The organism is Nostoc sp. DedQUE05 (assembly GCF_034530955.1).
Lineage (GTDB): Bacteria > Cyanobacteriota > Cyanobacteriia > Cyanobacteriales > Nostocaceae > Nostoc.
Genome location: NZ_JAVRCB010000022.1, coordinates 76,264 through 99,208 on the forward strand (window position 1 = coordinate 76,264; position 22,945 = coordinate 99,208).

The window sequence follows — 22,945 nt, forward strand, 5'->3', positions numbered from 1 at the left end:
GGTATTTACAAAGACTACAGTTTAGATGTAACTATCAAGGAGGAGTGGTCTCTAGGTTATCGGCGGTACTCAATTGTTGATGAGGGTTCGGTAGAATTTCTTTATGATTTATGGTATTTACACCGTGAATGCCATAGCCACAGTTACAGCAATTTTCAAGAAAGACCCCTGGTGTCTTATTGCACATCCCAACACAGCAATTCAAATTCTTACTGAGCTTATCTTTTGCTCTGTTAAGCTAAAGGTTTTTCTAACTATAGCAATCCTAAATGAGTTGTCAAAATCGAGAGACTAAGAGGATATAGAGGTTTTGTATTATGTTGTTTACAATCGCCAACGCCGGAGAAAACCAGCTTTAGAAGTTTATCGCTTTGTAAATAGTGAATATGTATTGCAACCAGGAAATTTCGTTTGATTATCAGAGATAGGTTTACCAATTGGTTATGAATGGGGAACCTATCAGGGAATTACGCGGGATTGGTTGTATTGGTATGACAAAGAAGGAGTCAAATATTTAACACCAGAAGAACGAGCGATCGCTGCCGAACAACGCGCTACCACTGCTGAACAACGCACTCAAAGGCTAGCAGAAGAATTGCGAAGGTTGGGGATAGATCCAGATTCTTTGAGTTGATTTTGTGGGGTGCGATCGTACTTAAGTTTAGGATATGGTTGTAAGAATACGATAGCTTATTGAGAGGTTACTCAAGATTAATAAACTAAATTCACTATTAACTTGACCGTACAGCAATATCATTTTGGATAGCCTGTTCATCATAAATAGTTACTTTACCAGACCTTAATTTTCCAAAATGCCATCTACCAACATCTAAAACAAACTTTTTAGCAGTTATATTATCTGGATTTTTTTCTAATATTTCTAGCGCCTTGGTATAAGCTATTTGACTTAGATTATTACCTGCCAATATTATTTTATTTATTCCTTGTATAAATACTGTATGTACCCGTGGATCTGTAGGATATTTGTCTAAATATTTAAGAATTGGCTCAAAAATCACAATTGTTAAAATTTGCGAACTATTAATACATTGTGCAAATCTCTCATTTGCTGAAGGATCATCATAATTTCTTTCTAGATGTTGAATTAATAATTTAAATCCAGGTTCACTTATCTGATTTGATCTCTCCACAATACTCATAAAACGCTCATGTGCTAATGTATCTGTGGGATACTTATCTAAATGCTTGATAAGTAATCCTAAAATATTTTCACTTGGTGAATATACAAGCTAACTTTCTTTAAATTTATCTAACTTCGCATCTATCTTTTCCAATTTAAATAAAAATTCTTTATGCTGTGAGGCAATTTTGGGATTATTGTATAGATTTTCAAGAATTGGTTTTAAGTGTTCATTTTCTATTGTATTAATTTCTTTGCCTTGTGTAACTTGTACTGCAACTGTATATATAATTACAATAAATATACACCCAAAAAAGATAAATATTATTTCCATAGTTAGTTTTGACTAAAATTTAATAAAAATTAAATAGCGTAAGTAGATATTTGTAAACACTATTTCTAGCAATTACAAATCAATTTTAATCAATAACTAAATTTTAAAATCAGTAAATTTTAGGAATTAATACTCAATTGTTAAAAAAATATAAATTTATTCAGTAAAAATACTGTTGTATTTTGAAATTTAGAGTTTCCATAATAACTGTAAGATAGTAGCATTCGAGCATTAAGTATCTATCTTTTATTCCTCACCCAAGCACGAAATGATTTCAGCAAAGCAATTTCACCCATACTGTTACTTTGCTCAATAAAACTGCTTATCTCACTCACTGAAACTATAGGAAAAGCAATACTAAACTTACACTCGACATATTGCCCATCTCTCAACTGATAAAATTTTAAATTTTGCCCATCATATCTCCAAAGTTCAGTTACACCCAACGCTGAATAAATTCTCAATTTGTTAACTAAACTGCTAGTAATGTCAATCTCAATTGCTAAGTCAGGCGGCGGATCATTTTCTAAATCTAAAGTTTGCTTACCCCTAACAGCTAGTTCATTCTGGATATAGTAGCAAGTATCTGGTTCTATTCCCCGCTTTGATATTTTCCGCTTCAATGTTGTAGAACCAGCACTTCTCACTTCAATTCCTAATTCTTCAGCTAAAGTAATAATAAAATTACCAAAATTACTTTTGGGGTTTTCATGTTCAAAAAGTGGAGTCATAATTTCTAAAACACCACAGTCGTAAGCAAACCGAGAACCTCTATCTTCACCTGTATCTCTCAACAAGGCTTCAAAGGTTTCCCAACTAATGTTATATAGCACTGTTCTTTGTTCACCAACTGTTGACTTGACAATCATATTAAAATAATTCGTAATTTGTAATTCGTAATTAATTCATGATTTTAAGCTATCTTTTCCCGCACCCAAGTGCTAAAGGATTCCAGCAAATTAATTTTATCTATAGTTTTACTTTGCTGAATAAATTTCTTCATATCATGAACACAAATTAAAGTAAAGTCACTGTATGACAGTTTAGTTGCTCCTACAAATAATCGAAACAGCAAAATTGTGCCAACTATTGTTAGTTAATAACTGGCACAATCAGCATCTAAAATTTTGTCTACTTTTAACTAGAGAAATCAGCAAAAAAATCAATAGTTTCTTTCAGTGCTTTGATGAAAATATCAATTTCCTCGCGGGTGTTGTAGAAAGATAGACTTGCTCGTGCGGTTGCAGCAAGACCTAAGTAACGGTGCAATGGTTGTGTGCAGTGGTGTCCAGAACGGATGGCAACGCCTTCTTGATCTAATAATGTAGATAAGTCGTTGGCGTGGACTTCTCCGGCTGTGAACGACGCAAGAGCGGCTCTCCCTTCACCTTTTGCATTTGGTTTGGGGCCGTAAATTCTAATTTGGGGAATTTGCTCTAATTGTTGGAACAAATAAGCTGTTAATTCTGCTTCGTAGGCGTGGATTTTATCCATACCAATAGTGCTAAGATAATCGATCGCAGCACCAAGTGCGATCGCTTCTCCAATTGCAGGTGTACCAGCTTCAAATTTATGCGGTAATTCTGCATAAGTTGAATGGTCTAAATACACCTCTGCAATCATCTCACCACCACCAAAAAATGGTGGCATTGATTCTAACAATTCCAACTTGCCATACAAAAATCCTATCCCAGTTGGAGCGCACATTTTATGACCAGATGCTACCAACCAATCACAATCTATCTTCTGCACATCTACAGGATAGTGGGGAACACTTTGGCAAGCATCAACTAAGAATTTAGCACCATATTGGTGAGCGATCGCAGCAATTTCTTCCACTGGATTAATGCAACCCAAAGTATTAGAAATATGCACCACTGACACCAGCTTAGTTTTCTCAGAAATCAGCTTTTTAAACTGTTCCAAATCAAAAGTTTCTTCTGATGTTAATTCTACAAATTTCAGTACTGCACCCGTTTTTTGTGCCACCAATTGCCAAGGCACAATATTACTGTGGTGTTCCATCACCGAGAGAATAATTTCATCTCCCGGCTGCAAATTATTCATTCCCCAGCTATAAGCTACTAGGTTAATCGCCTCACTTGCGTTGCGGGTGTAGACAATTTCCTGACGCGATGCAGCATTGATGAATTTGGCAACTTTATCTCTAGCACCTTCATAAGCATCAGTAGCTTTAGCACTTAAAGAATGGGCACCTCGATGCACGTTAGCATTATATTGCTCGTAATAATCCCGTAGGGTATTTAATACGAATAAAGGCTTTTGCGATGTCGCAGCATTATCGAGATAAACCAGGGGTTTCTCGTTTACTTCCTGATGCAATATCGGGAAGTCAGCGCGAACTTTATCAGCAAGGGTTTTGGTAGGAGTAAAAGTCATTGGTAGATTACGTTATTACTCATTAGTCAGGGACTTGAGATTATTCACTGTGTTTAAAAGGATTTCTCGCAGAGAAGGAACTGGTATTTTGTTGATAACTTCAGCAGCGAAGGCGTTAATTAACAACTTCCGAGCATCGTTTTCATCAATTCCCCGACTTTGCAGATAGAATATTTCGTCATCTTCTAATTGGCTAACAGTAGCACCGTGAGCACATTTAACATTATCCGCCGTAATTTCCAATTGGGGTTTGGTATCAACTCTGGCTTTAGAGGATAGCAGCAAATTGCGATTCAACTGGGATGCATTTGTTAACTGCGCTGGTTTGGGTACAAAAACTTTACCATTGAACACTGCATGAGCGCGATCGCCTACAATACATTTATGCAATTGGTCACTTGTACCGTGGGGATAGTTAAGTGCGATCGCACTGTGAGTATCAGACAACTGCTTACCAGTAATCACCGTCAAACCATTGAGAGTAGTTTGTGTCTGCTCACCAGTTTGCAAAATCTCCAAATTGTGCCGTGACAACTTTGCGCCTAAAGTTATGGCCTGACTTGTATATCGACTATCACGAGCTTGGGTTACAGCAGTTTTCCCAATATGAAAAGCCTCTGCACCTTCTTGCTCAACCCTTGTATGACTCACTTGGGCATTGTCACCAACCCAAACTTCCGTAACCGCGTTAGTTAAGTAAACTTCTTCCTCTTGTGGGGTAGGCATCTTGCCTGCCACATACTCTTCAACCAACGTCACCTGCGAACCACTTTCCGCCACCACTAGACAACGCGGCTGCGAAATCGTCGCCGTCTCCCCCGCAACTGAAATAAACACCAAATGAATTGGTGTCTCAACCACCACATTCTTCTTCACCCACACCACAGCAGCATCACTTATTCCAGCCGTATTGAGAGCAGTAAAAACCTCCTGCGCTCCCTCAGCTTGAGCTAAATACTGCTCTACCCCTTCCTGCTCAACAGCAGACAAACCAGCCAAATTACTCACCACAATTCCAGATGGCAAATCTGTAACTGCGGATAACTCCGGTGCAAAAACGCCATTAACAAATACCAAACGACTATTAGCCGCCTCTGGCAAAATATTAAATTCTAAAGACGCAAAATTTCCCGCCTCTACATTAAATTGCACCTTTCGTAGAGACGACAAATCAGTAAATCGCCATTCTTCCTCGCGGGTAGTCGGGAGAATCGAGTGACGTACCCAATTTACAGCGCCTTGGCGTAATTCCTGCAACCAACCTTCTGTTTTCGTTGCCGTTACTTGATTTAACAACCCACTTAGATAATCATCTCTATCTAACATCGATGTCAAACTGACTGCATTTGAATTAGGTATTGCACTAGGAGATACTTGAATATTCATTACACACCCACCTCAGCAGCTGCAAATTCTTCCAGCACCCAGTCATAACCGCGAGACTCTAATTGCAGCGCCAGTTCTTTACCACCACTCGTAATAATCTGCCCTTGTGCCATCACATGCACAAAATCAGGCACAATATAATCGAGTAATCGTTGGTAGTGAGTAATCAAAATTGTAGAATTTTCTGAAGTTGCCAGTTGATTTACCCCATTCGCCACAATTCGGAGCGCGTCAATATCCAAACCCGAATCAGTTTCATCCAAAATTCCCAACTTTGGTTCTAGCAACGCCATTTGCAGAATTTCATTCCGCTTCTTCTCACCACCAGAAAACCCTTCATTCAAACTCCGACTGAGAAAACTGGCATTCATCTTCACCACATCCAGCTTTTCCTCAATCAAATCGTCAAAATCAAAAGCGTCTATTTCCTCTAAACCTTGCGCCTTCCGCCGGGAATTGTACGCCACCCGCAAGAAATCCAAATTGCTCACACCTGGAATTTCTAACGGATACTGAAACGCCAAAAATACACCACTTCTGGCGCGTTCTTCCGGTTCCAACTCCAGCAGATTTTGTCCCTGAAAAATCACCTCACCGCCAGTCACCTCATACGCCGGATGTCCAGCCAACACCTTAGAAAAAGTACTCTTACCAGAACCATTCGGCCCCATGATCGCATGAATCTCACCCGATCGCACCTCAAGATTCACACCTTTCAAAATCGGTGTCCCATCAACATTAGCCGTCAGATTCCGTACCGACAGCACAACTTCACTATTTTCAATAATCATCTTCTCTCCCTTCTCTGCGCCTCTGCGGTTCGTTATTCCAAAAGATAAACACAGAACGCCGATGTCCCTGTGTTTATCCTTGCTTCCATTTATCCAACACTGCCTTCCAACTTCAAACTCAACAACTTATCAGCTTCCACAGCAAACTCCATCGGTAGCTGATTAAAAACATCCTTACAGAAGCCACTAACCATCATCGAAATAGCATCTTCTGCTGAAATGCCCCGTTGAGCAAAGTAGAATAATTGATCTTCCCCAATCTTAGAAGTAGAAGCTTCATGCTCCACTTTCCCAGTATTATTTTGCACTTGGATATAAGGGAAAGTATTAGCATGAGCATTATCCCCAATCAGCATCGAGTCGCACTGGGAATAGTTTCTCGCGCCTTTAGCCGTCGGATTAACTTTCACCAAACCCCGGTAACTATTACTAGAATTACCTGCGGAGATTCCTTTAGAAATAATTGTGCTGCGGGTATTCTTACCTACGTGAATCATCTTTGTACCCGTATCAGCTTGCTGCATATTATTTGTCAGCGCCACCGAGTAAAACTCACCCACAGAGTTATCACCCACCAACACGCAGCTAGGATATTTCCAAGTAATTGCCGAACCTGTTTCTACTTGAGTCCAGGAAATCTTAGAATTTACGCCCTGACACAAACCGCGCTTGGTGACAAAGTTGTAAATACCGCCTTTACCGTTGGCATCTCCAGCGTACCAGTTTTGCACAGTGGAATATTTAATTTCAGCGTTGTCGAGGGCGACGAGTTCCACAACGGCAGCGTGTAACTGGTTGCTGTCATACATCGGTGCGGTGCAACCTTCCAGGTAAGAAACATAACTACCTTCTTCGGCGACAATCAAAGTCCGCTCAAATTGTCCCGTATCACCAGAGTTGATGCGGAAGTAGGTAGACAGTTCCATTGGGCATTTTACGCCTTTAGGAATGTAGACAAAAGAGCCATCGCTAAATACGGCAGCGTTCAAGGCGGCAAAATAATTGTCAGCGATGGGAACAACGCTACCCAAATATTTTTTGATCAGTTCTGGGTGTTCTTGCAAAGCTTCCGAAAACGAACAGAAAATAACGCCATCTTCCGCTAGCTTTTCTTTAAATGTAGTGGCGACAGAAACGCTATCGAAAATTGCATCAACGGCGACGTTTGCCAGCCGCTTCTGTTCAGATAGGGAAATGCCTAACTTCTCGAAGGTTTCTAAAAGGGTTGGATCAACTTCATCCAAGCTGTTTAGTTTTTCTTTCTTGCGTTTTGGCGCTGAGTAGTAAATGATATCCTGATAATTGATTGGCGGGTACTTGACATTAGGCCAAGTTGGTTCCGTCATTTTTTGCCACTGGCGATAAGCTCTGAGGCGAAAGTCCAGCATGAATTGCGGCTCGTTCTTCTTAGAGGAGATCAAGCGGATAACGTCCTCGTCTAGTCCACGCGGAATAGTGTCGGCCTCAATGTCCGTGACAAAGCCGTACTTGTAGGGTTGGTTGACTAAGGTTTTGACAGTGGCACTCATCAGTAATAATCTCTCGTGTTCGGAACTTGAATCTCTCTATAAGGATGGGAGACGGTTTTCTTTAGCCGATTCCCATCTACCGTTACGGAATGGTTACACGGCTGCTAGAATAGTGGTGGAGAGTAAAACAACAGCTATGTTGTTTAATCTATCTTCATTTTACGCTAAATTAACAACAACAATGTTGTCTAAGTCAAACAATTTTGGATTTTAGATTTGCAATTTTAGATTGAAACAGACCACAAGGGTGCTTGGCTCAAGGATTTTAGATTGACGATCGCGTAGCGGGCTATATACCAGAAAACTTTTTTAATCCAAAATCCAAAATCCAAAATCCAAAATCGGCACGGTCAAATTTTCAAAGAAATTAATTTTTGGGGCGTTCGCTGAACGTCTCGCACTACATGAAGATGGCGACTACCCACCAGTCCTCAACCAAGCAAGATATCCTAGAGTATCTGCACAAACACGAAAAAGCAACGGCTTTGGAGCTAGCTGAAGTTTTAGACGTTACCCCTCAAGCTATTCGTCGCCATCTCAAAGATTTGGAGACGGAGGAGCTAGTTTTGTACTCGACATCAGTGCAGGCGGCGGGGATGGGGCGTCCGCAGCATCTTTATGAGCTGAGTCGTCAAGGACGCGATCGCTTGCATCGAACAATGAGCGATCGCTTTGGTGATGCAAGCGGAAATTTTGCGGTTTCGCTGCTAGACACCTTAGCCGAAACGGTAGGACACGATCAATTTAAGTCGATTTTAGAGAAACAGTGGCAGCGCAAAGCTAAAGAATACCGCGATCGCGTTGGTAACGGTTCACTGCGAGAACGTGTAGCCAACTTAGTAAAGTTGAGAAAAGCGGAAGGCTTCATGGCAGAGTATCACCCGGTTGATGTGAATGACTCCTTGGAGAGCGATCGCTTTATCTTAATGGAGCATAACTGCGCCATTTCTAACGTTGCCGAGTCTTTTCCTAGCATCTGTGGTCACGAATTAGAAATGTTTGCAGCCGTCTTACCAGATTGTAACGTAGAGCGCACCCACTGGATTATTGATGGCGAACATCGTTGTGGTTATTTAGTACAAATTCGTCATTAGTCATTAGTCCTTTGTCATTTGTCATTTGTCATTTTTTTAATAACTAATACCTAACTAACTTTGAGATAGCATTTCATTTTTTCATTTATGGATGTATCACCACAGCAACCATCAACACAATTTTTAACCCTGGAAGAGTCAGCAAAAGTAGATGCGGCGTTGTTGTCTTCCCCAGAAAAGTTTTTAACAAGATTGACAATTTCATCACTGAAGCTTTTGAAGCATATTGCCCAAGAGTACGGTGTTGCTATTGAAGATTTGACAGCGCAGCAAGTAATTGCCTGGTTTGAAAAAGATGGAAAAATTCGTCGCGAACAGGGAATTGAAGGTTCATATCTAAAATGGTGAACTGTGGTAGTAAAGTTTGCATTTTATGTTCAGTTAAGAAAATTGTAGGTTGGGTAGAACGAAGTAAAACTCAACAAAGTTAAGGAAATGTTGGGTTTCGTTCCTCAATCCAACCTACGTAGAAGTTGAGTTTTAGGTTTAACAACTGTATTGTGCTATAAACAAAAAGCACCTTTGTAAAGGTGCTTTTATTTATAAATAACATTTGATTTTTCAAACAATTATTTAAGTTTAAGTATTGTAAGTGTTAGTCCGAGGACTACGAGCGCCAGTTACGGCTCCAATCATTGAGGCTATTAAACCCAACAAAGAACCAAACACAAACCACCACAATCCTGAACGTAAATTAGCTGCCGTTTCACGAGCTTGTTGGGCACTTATGTTTGCTTGTGGTACATTAACACCACCTTGCTGTTGTACCTGGTTTATGACTTCTCCTGCGTTAGAAGCAGCAACACCAAAAGCACCAGATACTCCACTTGCTAAAAGCCATGAGCTAACTGCCAAAGTCGTTGCCCAAAGAATTGCACCGTTCAGAAGCGCTGTATTGCGGTTCATGGGCCCACAAGCACGGGCTGTAACCCAACCACCAGTAAATAGGGAAATTAGTAAAGCGATAGTTGACCAAAGCCCCGCATTACCCGCAGCGTTAGGGGCAATTGTTCTGGGCGCACCTGAACCTTCAACTGTGCCTGCTGCAAACGCACCAATGATAGCGCTCAAAATTAATTGGGTAGCTAAGGAAACCAACAAACCAGAGATAATCGGCCCCCAGCGAACAAGATCGTGATATTCGGCTACTCGGCCCGCTACCGCAGGCTCAGTATGAATAGCGTCATTACCTGTCCGATTTACGTATGACATAGCTTATGTTCTCCAGTGCTGTTTCAGCAAACTTGCTGCTTAGGTATATTCATGTTTATGCTTAAAATTAAATAACTAAACGAGCTGTTTTAATCTCTATCGATAGAAAGATTTAATAGGTGTATCTTTAGTGAGAAAAATAGATTTGCTTTCACAATTTTTAATATAATTTAGTAATTATTTATGCATTAAGAATTTTTTCTAAATTTTCAAATAAAAATTATTAACTTAAAATGCAAATATTAGCTAGCTATCATGTATTAGATAGCTATCATAGAGCAGCTTTAGCTATGTATGAACTAGACTTAATCTAATTAAAACTTTGTAATGATTGTCAAAAATAAAAATCATCAAAAACTAACGCATCCTCACAGCAGTGCCTGTGGCAGTAATCAGCAAAAGCACTCCTGACTGGTCAATATTTATTGTGCCGGTATCAATTTCAATCCCGATTACAGCATTTGCTCCTAAACGTTGTGCGCGTTGTTCTAATTCTTCTAGTGCCTTGCGTTGACCCTGCTCAAATAAACGCTCGTAGCTACCAGTGCGTCCACCGATAATATCTCGAATACCAGCCAAAAAATCCCGTAAGAAATTGCTGCCGTAGACGACTTCTGCTGTCACAATGCCTAAATATGATTCAATCACGGCTCCTTGAATGACATCAGTGGTAGTTATAATCATAAATTAACCTCCAATATGGGATATATCTTAATATTTATTATTAAAGTAATTATCAAAATACTTTAATAAATTGTAACTATTCTTACAGAAGACAAGTGTGATAAACATCCTCTCATACAATTTTAGATTGCACTTTGGGGTTAGTGTTGTCCTAAACAGGTTAATCCTACATTTGACAGTTTAAATTTATCTTATCTTTGAATGACCAAAAAAGGATGTAAATGCCTAAATTAAAACTTCTCAAAGGGTAGTATCAAGGATTAAAAATGTCAGAAAATTGGATACAGAGTCAGCAAGCTTTTAAATTCAATAAAAATAGGAATAAATGTCAAAGCCTATAAGCTTGCTGTATCAGAATTTAGGATTAAGTCAAATTCCTGGTGAGTTGTTCTGGGTAACACGTAGAACTACTGATTAAAAAATGTGTAGTTTTGCTATAGTACTGGTTTATATGTATGGTATCTTCACCTGCTTTCGATCGCTTGCACTTCATCCTTCAGTAAAAACTCTGTTATGTAGTGCTAAATGTAAACGAAAAGAAAATGAACTATTAACATCTGAATCACTACGAATAAATACAGTTTTCAAAAACCCATATTTTTGTTTTAATGTACAAGAAAAAAGTCCTCTAAAATTTCAGGAAATTTACTGTGTACAAACCAACATCATTCGTGTTTAGTGTGGTGTTACTAGGATGTTTTGCTTTCACCATACCTTCAGTAGCTCAAGCTCAGGTATTAGTGGCGCAAGCCAAAAACCCAGAATTAAAGCAATTACTGGAGGAAGGACGGAGGTTAGTCAATGCTGGGGATTATGGTGGTGCGATCGCTGTTTATCAGCAAGCAGCTAGTTTAGATCCGAAGAATGCTAAAATCCATTCAGGTATTGGGTATTTATACGCTCAACAGGGAAATTACCAGGCAGCATTAGCAGCTTATCGTAAAGCGATCGGCATCAGTCCTAACAATAGTGATTTTTACTACGCTGTGGGTTACATCAAAGCCAATTTGGGCGACACACGTGGGGCAAAGGAAGGTTATCGTCGTGCAATACAACTCAACCGTAACAACGTCAACGCCTATTTAGGATTGGCTGTAACCCAATCGCGTATGGGAGACTATAATGCTGCTACCTGGGCATACCAACAAGCAATCGACTTGGATAAAAACAACGCCCAGACTTATGAGTTGATGGGTTCGATGTATAAACAGCGACGACAAGCCAAACAAGCAAACAGCTTGCTTCAGAAAGCCCGTGACTTGTACAAACGGCGCAATGACTCAGATGGCGTAGAAAGGGTAGAAGCCATGCTGCGGCAGTTAGGAGGATGAGGTTAATCTAACTGGCGTCCCGTTAATTCCACAAAAATATCTTCCAGATTAGAGGGACGCACCATCATTCCAGTTTTATCTGGCTGTTCATTCAAATAGATATTTGCTGCTTCCAAGGATGGGAAAAACAGATATTCCCAATTACGAGCGCTATCACTTCCGACATTAGATACACCTAATTGTTTCATCACCAAACCTTCACCATGAGCAAAACGTAGTTGTTGTAAAGTTCCCAAAGAAATCAGCTTACCGCTATCCATAATACCGATGCGTCCTGGCTTGGTAGAACCAAAGGCATCGCATAAAAATTCGACCTCATCCATATAATGGGTCGTCAGTAGCATCGTCATCCCTTGTTTATTTAAATCCCGAATGATTTCCCAGAGGCGTCGCCTAGTCTGGGGGTCTAGTCCTACCGTTGGTTCATCTAAAAACAAAATTTGCGGTTGATGCAATAAAGCTCTCGCAATCTGCAACCGTCGTTTCATACCCCCAGACAAGGTTTTTACCAAATCATTACGTTTTTCTGCTAGCTCAACATACTCTAGCCATTGATTAATCAATTTTTGTCGCTGCGGGTTACTAATGTGATGTAGTCTCCCGTGCAGTTCCATATTTTCCCAGACGGTTAAATCGTTATCCACACTGACTTGTTGCAAGACAACGCCAATACTCTGTTTTGCCAACGTTGCTTGGCGTGTCACATCATATCCACCTACTTCTATCCGTCCTTGGGACGGTTTCGTGAGTGTAGTCAGCATCCGAATTGTGGTTGATTTACCCGCACCGTTCGGGCCAAGTAAAGCAAATATCTCCCCCGCTTCAATTTGGAATGATAGGTCATTGACTACAGGTACATTGTTGTAAAACTTGTAGACATTTTCTAGAAAGACAGCAGCAGTCACGTCGCTTCGCTCCGAATTAAAAATTAAAAATTAAAAATTAATCAATTGATAAATAAATTTAGTTGCTCTGTATCCTTTTCTGTTCGATCATGGATAAATTTGCTTACAGTAGTTCTTAAATCAAGACTACCACTCAGATTACATCAAACTAAATATATTTTATTAACCCTTAGATAACTCAATCTTTACTTGTTGACATAACAAGGTGTGGTAAACACTTATCCTGTAATACTTTAGTTTAAGGTTGCTGTTATTTAGTATGGAATCTCATCACCCATTGAAGCTAAATCGGCGTCAGTTTTTGCTACATTCAGCTATCACTGCTGGTGGAATTATTTCCACAAACTTTGTCGCTAAATCACCAGTTTTTGGCGAAGCACCTGCAATTATCACCTCTGATAAAATGCGTCCTGGCATACCTTATGGTGTAGCTAGCGGAGATATATCTAACGATAGTATCGTGATTTGGAGCCGGAGCGATCGCCCCGCCAAAATGATTGTAGAATATTCTACCAGCGAATCTTTTCGCAACGTGCAGCGAGTTGTGGGGCCCAATGCTTTAAAAAATAGCGACTTTACAGCACGACTTTATCTGAAGAATCTACCACCAGACCAAAAATTATTTTATCGGGTGATTTTCCAAGATTTAGATTATCAACGGACTTGCAGCGCTCCTTTTTATGGTACTTTCCGAACACCCCCCAAATCTGGGCGAGATGTATTCTTTGTGTGGGGTGGCGACACCGCCGGTCAAGGATGGGGAATTAATCCTGAGTTTGGTGGAATGAAAATTTACGAAACTATGCGCCAACTTCATCCCGACTTTTTCATTCATTCTGGCGATAATATTTATGCTGATGGCCCCATCCAATCAGAAGTAACTTTAGACGACGGCACTATTTGGAAAAACATCACGACACCAGAAAAATCAAAAGTAGCAGAAACTCTCACAGAATATCGTGGTAACTATATCTACAATTTGCTAGATAAAAATATCAAGCGTTTCAATGCTGAAGTTCCCATATTGGCACAGTGGGACGACCACGAAACAAGAAACAATTGGTATCCTGGGCAAATTATCCTCAACGATGACCGTTATACAGTTAAGGATGTTAACTTACTAGCTCAAAGGGCAAGACAAGCATTTTTAGAATATCTGCCTATTGGATATGAAAGCAATAATCCAGATAAAGCGAAAATTTATCGCTCTTTCAACTATGGCCCATTATTAGACATTTTCATGCTGGATGAGCGCACCTACCGAGGGCCAAATTCCCCGAATAATCAGCCAGTACCAAGTAAAAAAACAGATTTCTTGAGCAAAACCCAAGTGGAATGGTTGAAAAGGCAACTGCTGTCATCAAAAGCGACATGGAAAGTGATTGCTAGTGATATGCCTTTGGGACTGATAGTTAAAGACGGTAGCACTGATTTTGAAGCTTGGGCTAATGGAGATGGCCCAGCTTTAGGAAGAGAATTAGAACTTGCCGATTTACTACGATTTATCAAAAACAAGAATATCAAGAATGTTGTTTGGTTAACTGCTGATGTACATTACGCAGCAGCTCACTATTACAACCCCGCCAAAGCAAAGTTTACCGACTTTAAGCCTTTTTGGGAGTTCGTTGCTGGGCCGCTTAACTCTGGCACATTTGGGCCAAACGAATTAGAAAATACTTTTGGGCCACAATTGATATTTCAAAGCCTCCCTCCAGGTACAAAAGCAAATCGACCGCCAAGTGAAGGTTTGCAATTCTTTGGAGGAGTCAAAATTAATGGAAATACAAAGGTAATGACGGTAACATTGCGTAACTTGGCTGGAAAGACTGTTTACAGTGTAGATTTACCGCCAGAAAAATAAATCACCAAAATCACAATGAGAGGTAGCCAGTTAGATAGAGTAATTAAGCAATTTTTTACTTTTTCTGCTGGCTTTGCTGTTTTTTGAGTGAGATGTTGAAGGATGAAAAAATTGTGCGATGCCTGCGGTGGGCTTTGCCTACGCTACTGTTAGGAGCTAAATTTAGAGAAGTATTAGATTTTTTAATTGCTATGCTGGCAAGCTACATTGACCAAGCAATGGAACTAGCGCTTTATGAGATCATTGAAGACGATCAAACTTATTGGGGTGAAATTCCAAGTTTACAAGGAGTCTGGGCAAATCATCAAACTCTAGAAGGATGTAGGCGGGAGTTAAGAGAAGCTTTAAGTGACTGGCTGGCGCTACGGTTACATTTGGGGTTAACGATTCCTGTAATTGCTGGTATCAACCTCAATGAACTGACCAAACCTGTATAAAAATGTCTAGATTAACCCCTATTTCTTGGCGTAATTTAGTAAAACGTATGCAAGAGCTAGGTTTTGAAGGCCCGTATGCGGGAGGAAAGCACCCACAAATGCGGCGAGGTGATGTTACTGTAATTATTACCAATCCTCATGAGGGTGATATTAGTGTGGGTCTATTATCGCGGCTATTGCGACAAGCTGGAGTTTCTCGTGAAGAATGGTTAGGTGAGTGAAATTTTAAAGGTGTATTAAACTCTGCAATTTGCATCTAAGTTGCTATCAAGAGTAATAGTAAAAATATAATTTTAGAATTTTTGGAGTTGGTCATGCTTAAGCAACTCATCCTAGAAAACTGGAAAAGTTTCCGTTATGCGGAGCTTCCACTTGACCCCTTAACCGTTCTGATTGGTACAAATGCAAGTGGTAAATCTAATGTAGTTGAGGCTTTGGAATTTTTGAAGAGAATAATACAAGGTGAAAAGGTTGAAGTAGCTTTAGCAGGAGACAAAAGACTACCATCCATTCGAGGTGGTATTGAGTGGGCAGCATATCAAACTGAAACAAAATTTACACTAAAGGTAGTGCTTCAGTTTGAAAACGATAGTAGTGATTATATTCATAGTATCACAGTAGGGACAAAACCTTTTCCTCATATTTTGGAAAATTCTACACTTGCTAGAGAAGACACAGAATACGATCAAAACAATGTTACCAGTTATTTTTTACATAAGCATATTTATGAATATAATTTATTACAAAAAAAGTTAGATGTTATTAATTTTTCTTTTTTAGATGATGGAGAAGATCAAGTAGAAATAACACTTAATCAAATTTTAAAATCTATTGAAAATATTTTTATTTTAAATCCTATTCCATCTAAAATGCGTGATTATGTGAAAGTTTCTGAAATATATGAAAGTGATGCATCCAATATGGCAGGAGTACTAGCAACATTACCTGAAAAAAATAAAGCCGAGATAGAAGCAACTCTGTCTAGATATATCAAAGATTTGCCGGAAGGAGATATTCAGAAAGTATGGGCAGAAAAAGTTGGTAGATTCGGTACTGATGCCATGCTTTACTGTCAGGAAGAATGGAAACCTGGTCATATTACAGAAATTGATGCTAGAACTATGTCAGATGGAACTCTTCGCTTTCTAGCAATTCTTACAGCACTACTTACACGACCCGAAGGTAGTCAAATAGTAATTGAAGAAATAGACAACGGACTTCATCCATCGCGGGCAGAATTGCTAGTCAGAATACTACGGGAAATTGGCAGCAAAAGAAAAATTGATATTTTACTAACTACCCATAATCCGGCTTTACTTGATGCTTTAGGCCCAGAGATAGTACCTTTTGTGGTTGTCGCACACCGCGATAAAGAAACTGGAGAAAGCAAACTTACGCTTTTAGAAGATATTGAAAACCTTCCTCTTTTGTTAGCATCGGGTACTTTAGGCAAACTAGCAACTAAAGGTGCAATTGAAAAGAGCCTTTCTGATAATAAATAAAGTTAAATATGAGAAAGGTTTTGATTATTGACACATCCATACTTTGCGTCTACTTAGGTGTACCTGGTAAAGAGACTTGTGGTTCTGATAACGATAAATGGGATAAGAAAAGAGTTGAAGCCCGTTTTCAGGCAGAAGAAAAACAAGGTGCAAAGTTTATACTACCAATAGCAACAATTATAGAAACTGGTAATCATATTGCACAAGCTAACTCTAAGCGATATGAAATTGCTCAAGCTTTCGGTAATATTTTAGTGAAAGTAGCAGATGGAGTTATACCTTGGGGAGTTTTTGAAACTCAAGTAGGTGAACTTTGGAACTCAGAGCAATTGAAACAACTGGCTACTGAATGGCCTACTCTGGCATCAATAAAAATTTCTATCGGAGATGCGACAATTAAGACTGTGGCTGAATATTACGCCAAAACCAGTAGCACTTTTCAAGTGGAAATTTTTACGGGCGATGGTGGACTCAAGGCTTATGAACCAGCTATCCCAGCACCTACGCGTCGAAGTACTCGCAAAAAAGCCTAGAGCGATTAATATTTACCCAAAATAGAGATTTTTTAACTAACTTATTAGGAATTAAGTTCGACAGGAATTGTAATAATAAATTCTGTTCCTTCTTTTACGCTAGATATACATTGCAGTTGACCACAATGTTTTTCTACAACAATTTGATAGCTAATGGATAGTCCCAATCCAGTACCTTTACCGACGGGTTTAGTGGTGAAAAAGGGGTCAAATAATCGCTTTTGTATATCCTTGGGAATTCCACTACCATTATCGGCAATGCGAATAACTACTTGCCGATCATTTGTGACTTCAGTACGAATACGAATTACAGGTGATTTTAGAGTTGAATAAACTGATTCAAAACTTTCGAGTATCGCATCAATCGCATTTGATAAAATATTCATAAATACTTGATTTATTAACCCAGCATAGCATTCTACTAGAGGAAGATTTCCATATTGTTTATCAATAGTAATTATCTGACCTGTTTCTTGATTTATGAGACGGCTTTGTAATATTATTAGAGTACTATCAATACCTTCATGAATATCAACTATCTTTTTATCAGATTCATCAAGGCGAGAGAAGTTGCGTAAAGAAAGAACTATCTCTTGGATACGCTCAGTACCAAACTTCATAGAATCAAGAAGCTTGAGGAAATCAGCAGTTAAAAACTCTAGTTCCATTTCTGCGATCGCAGCTTTAATTTCTGCTACTGGTGCAGGATAATGGTGTTGGTATAAGCTAATTAATTGTAGTAAATTTTGAGTGTAGTTGAGTGCATAAACAATGTTGCCAGCGATAAAGTTCACAGGGTTATTGATTTCGTGTGCAATGCCAGCAACGAGTTGTCCTAAAGCAGCCATTTTTTCATTTTGAATTAATCGCGCATAGTTATTCTTCAGGGTACGAAAACCTACTTTAGCAATTCTAGATTGTTCTTCTACTTTCTCTAGTTGAGCTAATGTTAAAATATGAATTTGGGAATAAGCTAAAAGTAAATGATGGAAATCGAGTAGCTTATAACTACCTAACTGAGTTTCTATTAAAATCGGCTCATATACAAATTGAGGTTCTCGCTGCAATGCTAGCTTATTTGCTTCTACAATGAGCGTATCCTCAGAAATTATACACACCTCTGGCTGAAGAAAGTTAATCAGATTGATCGCAGGTCGTTTAGAAAATAACGGAAAACTATAGGGACGACTCATGTGTTCAAAAAATCTTTGTCGAGAAATCATCCCCAGATAATCATGATTTTTCACCAGAATAATACCTGGTAGTAAAGGCTCTTGCTTAAAGAGTGTATTCAAATCATTTGCTGGACTATCTGCTTCGACGTAAACAGACCAAAGTGGTAATTCTTGCAAAGTAGACTCTAATTGCAAGTTCAAATTATTAGCATTTGTCATGCTATGCATTGCCAACATAGTTTAAATCCTTAACCTTGAGTTAACATTTCTGATAACACCCCGAATCAGCATTGCGATAATTGCAAAGTTAATCAAACTTATATTTCCCTGATTACTGCTGAAAATTACAGTTATGCTGCAAAACTGCTGATGTTAGTGCATCCAGTTCTTTTCTATGCTGGACAATTGATATTAATTAGAATCTTTTGTTACCTACTTGCTAACCTTGTGATGTTAAAATTATTATTTATTTAAACTTATTTTGGAATACGCTTTTAGCAAGAGTTAATAAAGGAACTTCAAACACAGTTATAAATAACACTAAAACTGCATCAATAGCAGTCAGCGAAATTGCTCTTGGAGTGAAAGAGAAAGTAATTAAAAAGGGTTTTAAAAATTTGGTTATCTTTCAGACTGCTGCTTAGAGTTACAGGCTACTGTTTAGAGAAGTAAAGCATTATCTTGTACAATCAACGACAAATAGCTCCCCTAGATGGGGAGTTATTTGATATCAGTTAGCTAGCTAAGATGAAATTGGTACATTTTTAAATGCGGCTGTATCTGGCACAAAAATGTCCAAATTATTGATACCATCGGGAACTCTTAGCCAGATATAAGCATCTGCGGAGGCTTGTGGACGTACTTGGAACAAAGAAACGGTTCCTGTTGAGCGATTAAGAGCAACTCCTTTGTAGGTTACGCTAGTCTCAGGATTGCGGGCTGTTGTACTAGCTACCGAGATAATATCGCTACCAACAACTCCGTCTGTGGCAAGGCGACGAATCCGCATTTGCAGATTTACCACATCACGGTTTCCAGTTTCTGGATCTTTAATTCGTTTTGCTGAAAGTAACTCAACTTCTGCCTTTTTGCCAAAAGCAGGCTGCACAAATTGGCCAGGGCTAATAATTGCTGAAGTTGTAGCACTAGCTGGCGATGGTGAGACTGTTGCTTGTGGAGAAATTGTAGTTGTAGGACTTGGGACTTGAGTGGGAATGGTGTTACTGGCTGTACTAGTAGTATTTAGTGTCTGCCGTAACGTAAAAACTTCATAAGCTACATAGCCGCTACATCCCAAAGCCAAAGTAGAGAGTAATACAGCTACACCAGATAAAAATGTACTCACACCATTGCCTCGATTTCGTATTTCTGTATATGCAGGTTGACTTGGGTTTCGATTTTGTAGTCCCATAAATTATGTTAGTGCGATCGCCTATGTATGAAACATGTGAACATCTTCCCTATACTAATTAAGTAACTTTACTGAGCCAATTCTTCTCTCTCCGGAAAGAAATTGTTTGCAAAGTAAAAATATCTGTCTTTGGGATAAGGAAAATTGGTGAGACTTAAGACTTTAAATCAACCACTGGGTGTTTTATTAATATTTTTGACTAGCCACACAGGATTTAGTTCTATTGCGAAAGCACAAACCCCAGTTGCACCAACAACTACCACAAAATCAATTTGCTCTAGCCAACTGGGAACAGCGATAGATGCTGTAATCAATCGTCCCTTATTTAGTCGGGGACGCTGGGGAATTTTGATACAACCTCTGTCAACGGGGCCAACTCTTTACAGTCGAGATGCTCAAAAATATTTTACTCCTGCGTCTAACCTCAAATTGCTGACGACAGCAGCCGCGTTGCAGGAATTGGGTGCTAATTTTCGGATTCGCACCTCTATTTATCAGAATGGCAATGGTGTTTTACGTGTTGTCGGCAGGGGAGATCCTAGTTTAAGTGATACAGAACTGCAAAAATTGGCACAGCAGTTAAAACAGAAAGGTATTACTCAAATTCAGCAGTTGAGTGCTGATGATAGTTATATTCAAGGTGATATTGTTAATCCCACCTGGCAATGGGAAGATGTGCAGTCAAGTGATGGCGTACCAGTCAGCAGCTTTATTCTGAATCAAAATATTTTTAGCTTTAAACTTGTACCACAGGCTGTAGGTAAATCTTTGCAAGTGCTGTGGATCGATCCTGGGGAAGCAAAACAGTGGCGGATAATTAATCAGTCAATAACCGTCCCTCAAAATCAACCGAGCTACGTCAATGTCACCCGCGAATTATCAGGAACAGTATTACGAATTCAAGGACAACTGACAACTAATTCTGAAAAATCTTTAATAGATTTGCCTGTAGTTGACCCTAATTATTACTTCTTACGACGTTTCCGTACTGCTTTAGCAACAGAAAAAATTACTTTGGGACAGACATTAGTAGTAAATGGTGGCGTGAATCAACAGGAAATAGCATTTGTAGAATCGCCACCTTTAGCTGAATTATTAGCAGAAACTAATTTAAATAGTAATAATCTTTATGCTGAAGCATTGTTGAGAGCATTAGCTGTGAAAAAACTCAGAGTGAAAACTCAGAGTAGTGCTGATGTCGGTTTAGAAGTTGTCAAAGCAAGTTTAACTAAATTGGGGGTCGATCCAGCTAATTACATTTTGGTCGATGGTTCAGGTTTATCACGTCGTGACTTAGTGACACCAGAAGCTTTTGTCCAAACTCTGCGGGGAATGGCAAAAACCCCAACTGCATATATATATCGCGCATCTTTACCCGTGGCTGGTAAAAGTGGAACTCTGAAAGGCCGCTTTCAAGGTACATCTGCTGAGGGTATTGTGCAAGCAAAAACAGGTACGTTAACGGGTGTAGTTTCTCTATCTGGATATATGAATGCGCCGAAATATGAGCCGCTAGTTTTTAGTATTATCGTCAATCAGTCAAATCAGTCTGCAACAGTTATACGGCAGGCAATTGATGAGGTTGTTGTCTTGTTAACACAATTGCAGCATTGTTAATATTATACTTTTCACTCCTAACTTGTTTCATGCCAGCCAAAATCTTACCACCGCCCCTAAAACCTGGAGACTTACTACGAGTAATTGCCCCTAGTGGTGCTTTGCGAGAATTCGAGGAGTTTAAACAGAGTCTAGAAATTTGGCGATCGCGTGGCTACAAATTAGAAATCAGTCCCCAGATAGATGACAAATGGGGTTATCTAGCTGGAACAGACGAAAACCGCCGTCACCAGCTAGCAGCAGCATGGCAAGATCCTGATTGTCGTGGTATTCTCTGTGCCAGAGGTGGTTTTGGCAGCACCCGCATCTTAGAAAATTGGAATTGGCCAAACTCAGGGCTTCCCAAGTGGCTTATAGGCTTTTCTGATATCACAGCTTTATTATGGAGCCTTTATACAGCAGGAATTTCCGGCGTTCACGGCCCTGTAATGACAACTTTGGTAGATGAGCCAGATTGGTCAGTTAAGCGATTATTTGATTGGATAGAAGGTGGTTCTTTTACCCCTCTCAAAGGTTGCGGTTGGGGTGGTGGTGTGGTTACTGGTACTTTGTTACCAGGTAATCTCACGGTGGCTACTCACCTTTTGGGTACACCAATCTTGCCACATCTGGATGGTGTAATTCTGGCCTTCGAGGATGTTACCGAAGCACCTTATCGCATCGATAGGATGCTGACACAGTGGCGTTTGAGTGGTGCTTTGTCTCAAGTCTGGGGTATTGCTTTAGGCGGTTTTACTCGTTGTGAAGCGCCACCAACTATATCTAGTTTTAGTGTAGAAGAAGTATTGCGCGATCGCTTGGGCGATTTAGGGATTCCCATTGTCTCCGATTTGCCTTTTGGCCACGATAATCCCAATGCAGCCTTACCAGTGGGTGTAGAGGTAACTTTAGATGGGGATGCGGGAATATTAGCGATCGCGCATCCCCATTAAGTTAAAATCAGATCCGCTGAATTCAAGAAAATGACTTTCTTTTGGTAGCATTTCTATATAAAAAACTATAGATAGTGTAAAGTATTACATGTTTGAACGCTTGCATGGTTATTCAAGGAAAACGTGATTTATGGATAAAAATTTCATAATTGATGTCGGCGTTCACACAGGTGAAGATACAGAGTTTTACTTAAAAAAAGGCTTTCGTGTTATTGGTATTGAGGCTCATCCTGAGCTTTACGAAGCTACAAAAAAGCGACTAAATTTATATATAGAAAATGGTCAACTTACCCTCCTAAATATTGCTGTATCACCAAAAGATGAGCCAGTCACTTTTTACGCAAACTTAGAGGAGATCAACCAGTCTAGTGTAAATCACGGTAAAATTTACTTACCTTTACTGTACAGCAAGTATTGCGCAATGCCATTGGTGGGTATAGCCATCGCTTGCTTGATGCCGATTATGGCATATTGAATATCAGTGAATAAATTACAAATAGTATCATTATTTGGTTGTGATGCTATGTTGTTAGTAAGTAGATAGACATAATTGAATATAAAATAAAGTCCTAATTTGCAGGGAGGGAGAAATTGCTCACTGCAAGGATTATCAAGACTAAAGTCCTTACTACAAACTTTAAATTTATTTATGCCTAGATACTTAGGAAAA

Annotated in this window: 23 protein-coding genes and 1 pseudogene; 12 read left to right on the forward strand and 12 right to left on the reverse strand. The window is 39.4% G+C overall.

Annotation, left to right across the window (positions count from 1 at the left end; genetic code table 11):
- Positions 1 to 298: 298 nt before the first annotated feature.
- Positions 299 to 634: pseudogene (locus RMZ42_RS17795) on the forward strand (hypothetical protein); the annotation flags it as partial.
- Positions 635 to 731: 97 nt separating this feature from the next.
- Here RMZ42_RS17795 and RMZ42_RS17800 read toward each other — a convergent pair.
- From RMZ42_RS17800 to sufB, 7 genes are all read right to left on the reverse strand, one after another.
- Entirely contained in the window at positions 732 to 1,160 is a 429-nt protein-coding gene (locus tag RMZ42_RS17800; protein WP_322672629.1) for a hypothetical protein, read from the reverse strand.
- Between the two features lie 90 nt (positions 1,161 to 1,250).
- The gene (locus RMZ42_RS17805; protein WP_322672630.1) at positions 1,251 to 1,475 is read right to left on the reverse strand and encodes a hypothetical protein; all 225 of its coding nucleotides are present in this window, start codon (positions 1,473 to 1,475) and stop codon (positions 1,251 to 1,253) included.
- 239 nt (positions 1,476 to 1,714) lie between these two features.
- Positions 1,715 to 2,344, reverse strand: a complete 630-nt coding sequence (locus tag RMZ42_RS17810; RefSeq protein WP_322672631.1) for a Uma2 family endonuclease — start codon at positions 2,342 to 2,344, stop codon at positions 1,715 to 1,717.
- A 268-nt stretch (positions 2,345 to 2,612) separates the two neighbouring features.
- Positions 2,613 to 3,875, reverse strand: a complete 1,263-nt coding sequence (locus RMZ42_RS17815) for a cysteine desulfurase (protein WP_322672632.1) — start codon at positions 3,873 to 3,875, stop codon at positions 2,613 to 2,615.
- A gap of 15 nt (positions 3,876 to 3,890) precedes the next feature.
- Positions 3,891 to 5,261, reverse strand: coding sequence for a Fe-S cluster assembly protein SufD (gene sufD, locus RMZ42_RS17820; RefSeq protein WP_322672633.1), 1,371 nt, complete (start codon positions 5,259 to 5,261; stop codon positions 3,891 to 3,893).
- Positions 5,261 to 6,052 carry a Fe-S cluster assembly ATPase SufC gene (gene sufC, locus RMZ42_RS17825; protein WP_322672634.1) on the reverse strand — a complete coding sequence of 264 codons (792 nt, stop codon included), beginning with the start codon at positions 6,050 to 6,052 and terminating at the stop codon, positions 5,261 to 5,263. Before sufC ends, sufD begins: the two co-directional genes overlap by 1 nt.
- Positions 6,053 to 6,141: 89 nt before the next feature.
- A complete protein-coding gene (gene sufB, locus RMZ42_RS17830) occupies positions 6,142 to 7,581 on the reverse strand; it encodes a Fe-S cluster assembly protein SufB (protein WP_229459601.1) in 1,440 nt (479 codons plus the stop codon).
- 410 nt (positions 7,582 to 7,991) lie between these two features.
- On the opposite strand from sufB, the gene sufR reads away from it, so the two are divergent.
- Together sufR and RMZ42_RS17840 are read left to right on the forward strand one after the other, a co-directional pair.
- Entirely contained in the window at positions 7,992 to 8,675 is a 684-nt protein-coding gene (gene sufR / locus RMZ42_RS17835; protein WP_322672635.1) for an iron-sulfur cluster biosynthesis transcriptional regulator SufR, read from the forward strand.
- 87 nt (positions 8,676 to 8,762) lie between these two features.
- Entirely contained in the window at positions 8,763 to 9,023 is a 261-nt protein-coding gene (locus RMZ42_RS17840) for a hypothetical protein (protein WP_322672636.1), read from the forward strand.
- 231 nt (positions 9,024 to 9,254) lie between these two features.
- Here the strand turns inward: RMZ42_RS17840 and RMZ42_RS17845 are convergent, their stop codons facing one another.
- Together RMZ42_RS17845 and RMZ42_RS17850 are read right to left on the reverse strand one after the other, a co-directional pair.
- The gene (locus tag RMZ42_RS17845) at positions 9,255 to 9,887 is read right to left on the reverse strand and encodes a hypothetical protein (protein WP_322672637.1); all 633 of its coding nucleotides are present in this window, start codon (positions 9,885 to 9,887) and stop codon (positions 9,255 to 9,257) included.
- 357 nt (positions 9,888 to 10,244) lie between these two features.
- The gene (locus RMZ42_RS17850) at positions 10,245 to 10,571 is read right to left on the reverse strand and encodes a YbjQ family protein (protein WP_196528493.1); all 327 of its coding nucleotides are present in this window, start codon (positions 10,569 to 10,571) and stop codon (positions 10,245 to 10,247) included.
- A 650-nt stretch (positions 10,572 to 11,221) separates the two neighbouring features.
- Here RMZ42_RS17850 and RMZ42_RS17855 point away from each other — a divergent pair.
- On the forward strand, positions 11,222 to 11,902 hold the full coding sequence (locus RMZ42_RS17855; protein ID WP_322672638.1) for a tetratricopeptide repeat protein: 681 nt from the start codon (positions 11,222 to 11,224) through the stop codon (positions 11,900 to 11,902).
- Positions 11,903 to 11,904: 2 nt separating this feature from the next.
- On the opposite strand, the gene RMZ42_RS17860 is transcribed toward RMZ42_RS17855, so the two are convergent.
- Positions 11,905 to 12,807 carry an ABC transporter ATP-binding protein gene (locus RMZ42_RS17860; RefSeq protein WP_322672639.1) on the reverse strand — a complete coding sequence of 301 codons (903 nt, stop codon included), beginning with the start codon at positions 12,805 to 12,807 and terminating at the stop codon, positions 11,905 to 11,907.
- Positions 12,808 to 13,066: 259 nt separating this feature from the next.
- Here RMZ42_RS17860 and RMZ42_RS17865 point away from each other — a divergent pair, with 259 nt between their 5' ends.
- The 5 genes from RMZ42_RS17865 (at position 13,067) to RMZ42_RS17885 (ending at position 17,140) form a co-directional block, all read left to right on the forward strand.
- Positions 13,067 to 14,668, forward strand: a complete 1,602-nt coding sequence (locus RMZ42_RS17865) for an alkaline phosphatase (RefSeq protein ID WP_322672640.1) — start codon at positions 13,067 to 13,069, stop codon at positions 14,666 to 14,668.
- Between the two features lie 92 nt (positions 14,669 to 14,760).
- Positions 14,761 to 15,105: a type II toxin-antitoxin system HicB family antitoxin gene (locus tag RMZ42_RS17870; RefSeq protein ID WP_322672641.1), complete on the forward strand. Its 345-nt coding sequence runs from the start codon at positions 14,761 to 14,763 to the stop codon at positions 15,103 to 15,105.
- Between the two features lie 2 nt (positions 15,106 to 15,107).
- Positions 15,108 to 15,326: a type II toxin-antitoxin system HicA family toxin gene (locus tag RMZ42_RS17875; RefSeq protein ID WP_099101175.1), complete on the forward strand. Its 219-nt coding sequence runs from the start codon at positions 15,108 to 15,110 to the stop codon at positions 15,324 to 15,326.
- A gap of 93 nt (positions 15,327 to 15,419) precedes the next feature.
- The gene (locus RMZ42_RS17880) at positions 15,420 to 16,607 is read left to right on the forward strand and encodes an AAA family ATPase (protein WP_322672642.1); all 1,188 of its coding nucleotides are present in this window, start codon (positions 15,420 to 15,422) and stop codon (positions 16,605 to 16,607) included.
- 8 nt (positions 16,608 to 16,615) lie between these two features.
- On the forward strand, positions 16,616 to 17,140 hold the full coding sequence (locus RMZ42_RS17885; RefSeq protein ID WP_322672643.1) for a hypothetical protein: 525 nt from the start codon (positions 16,616 to 16,618) through the stop codon (positions 17,138 to 17,140).
- A gap of 44 nt (positions 17,141 to 17,184) precedes the next feature.
- On the opposite strand, the gene RMZ42_RS17890 is transcribed toward RMZ42_RS17885, so the two are convergent.
- Both RMZ42_RS17890 and RMZ42_RS17895 read right to left on the reverse strand, forming a co-directional pair.
- Positions 17,185 to 18,543: a sensor histidine kinase gene (locus RMZ42_RS17890; RefSeq protein ID WP_322672675.1), complete on the reverse strand. Its 1,359-nt coding sequence runs from the start codon at positions 18,541 to 18,543 to the stop codon at positions 17,185 to 17,187.
- A gap of 514 nt (positions 18,544 to 19,057) precedes the next feature.
- Positions 19,058 to 19,660 (reverse strand): hypothetical protein, encoded by a 603-nt coding sequence (locus RMZ42_RS17895; protein ID WP_322672676.1) that lies wholly within the window; start codon positions 19,658 to 19,660, stop codon positions 19,058 to 19,060.
- Positions 19,661 to 19,873: 213 nt separating this feature from the next.
- On the opposite strand from RMZ42_RS17895, the gene dacB reads away from it, so the two are divergent.
- The 3 genes from dacB (at position 19,874) to RMZ42_RS17910 (ending at position 22,750) form a co-directional block, all read left to right on the forward strand.
- On the forward strand, positions 19,874 to 21,343 hold the full coding sequence (dacB, locus tag RMZ42_RS17900) for a D-alanyl-D-alanine carboxypeptidase/D-alanyl-D-alanine-endopeptidase (RefSeq protein WP_322672644.1): 1,470 nt from the start codon (positions 19,874 to 19,876) through the stop codon (positions 21,341 to 21,343).
- Positions 21,344 to 21,372: 29 nt separating this feature from the next.
- The gene (locus tag RMZ42_RS17905; RefSeq protein ID WP_322672645.1) at positions 21,373 to 22,275 is read left to right on the forward strand and encodes an LD-carboxypeptidase; all 903 of its coding nucleotides are present in this window, start codon (positions 21,373 to 21,375) and stop codon (positions 22,273 to 22,275) included.
- Between the two features lie 130 nt (positions 22,276 to 22,405).
- Positions 22,406 to 22,750, forward strand: coding sequence for an FkbM family methyltransferase (locus RMZ42_RS17910; protein WP_322672646.1), 345 nt, complete (start codon positions 22,406 to 22,408; stop codon positions 22,748 to 22,750).
- Positions 22,751 to 22,945: the final 195 nt, after the last annotated feature.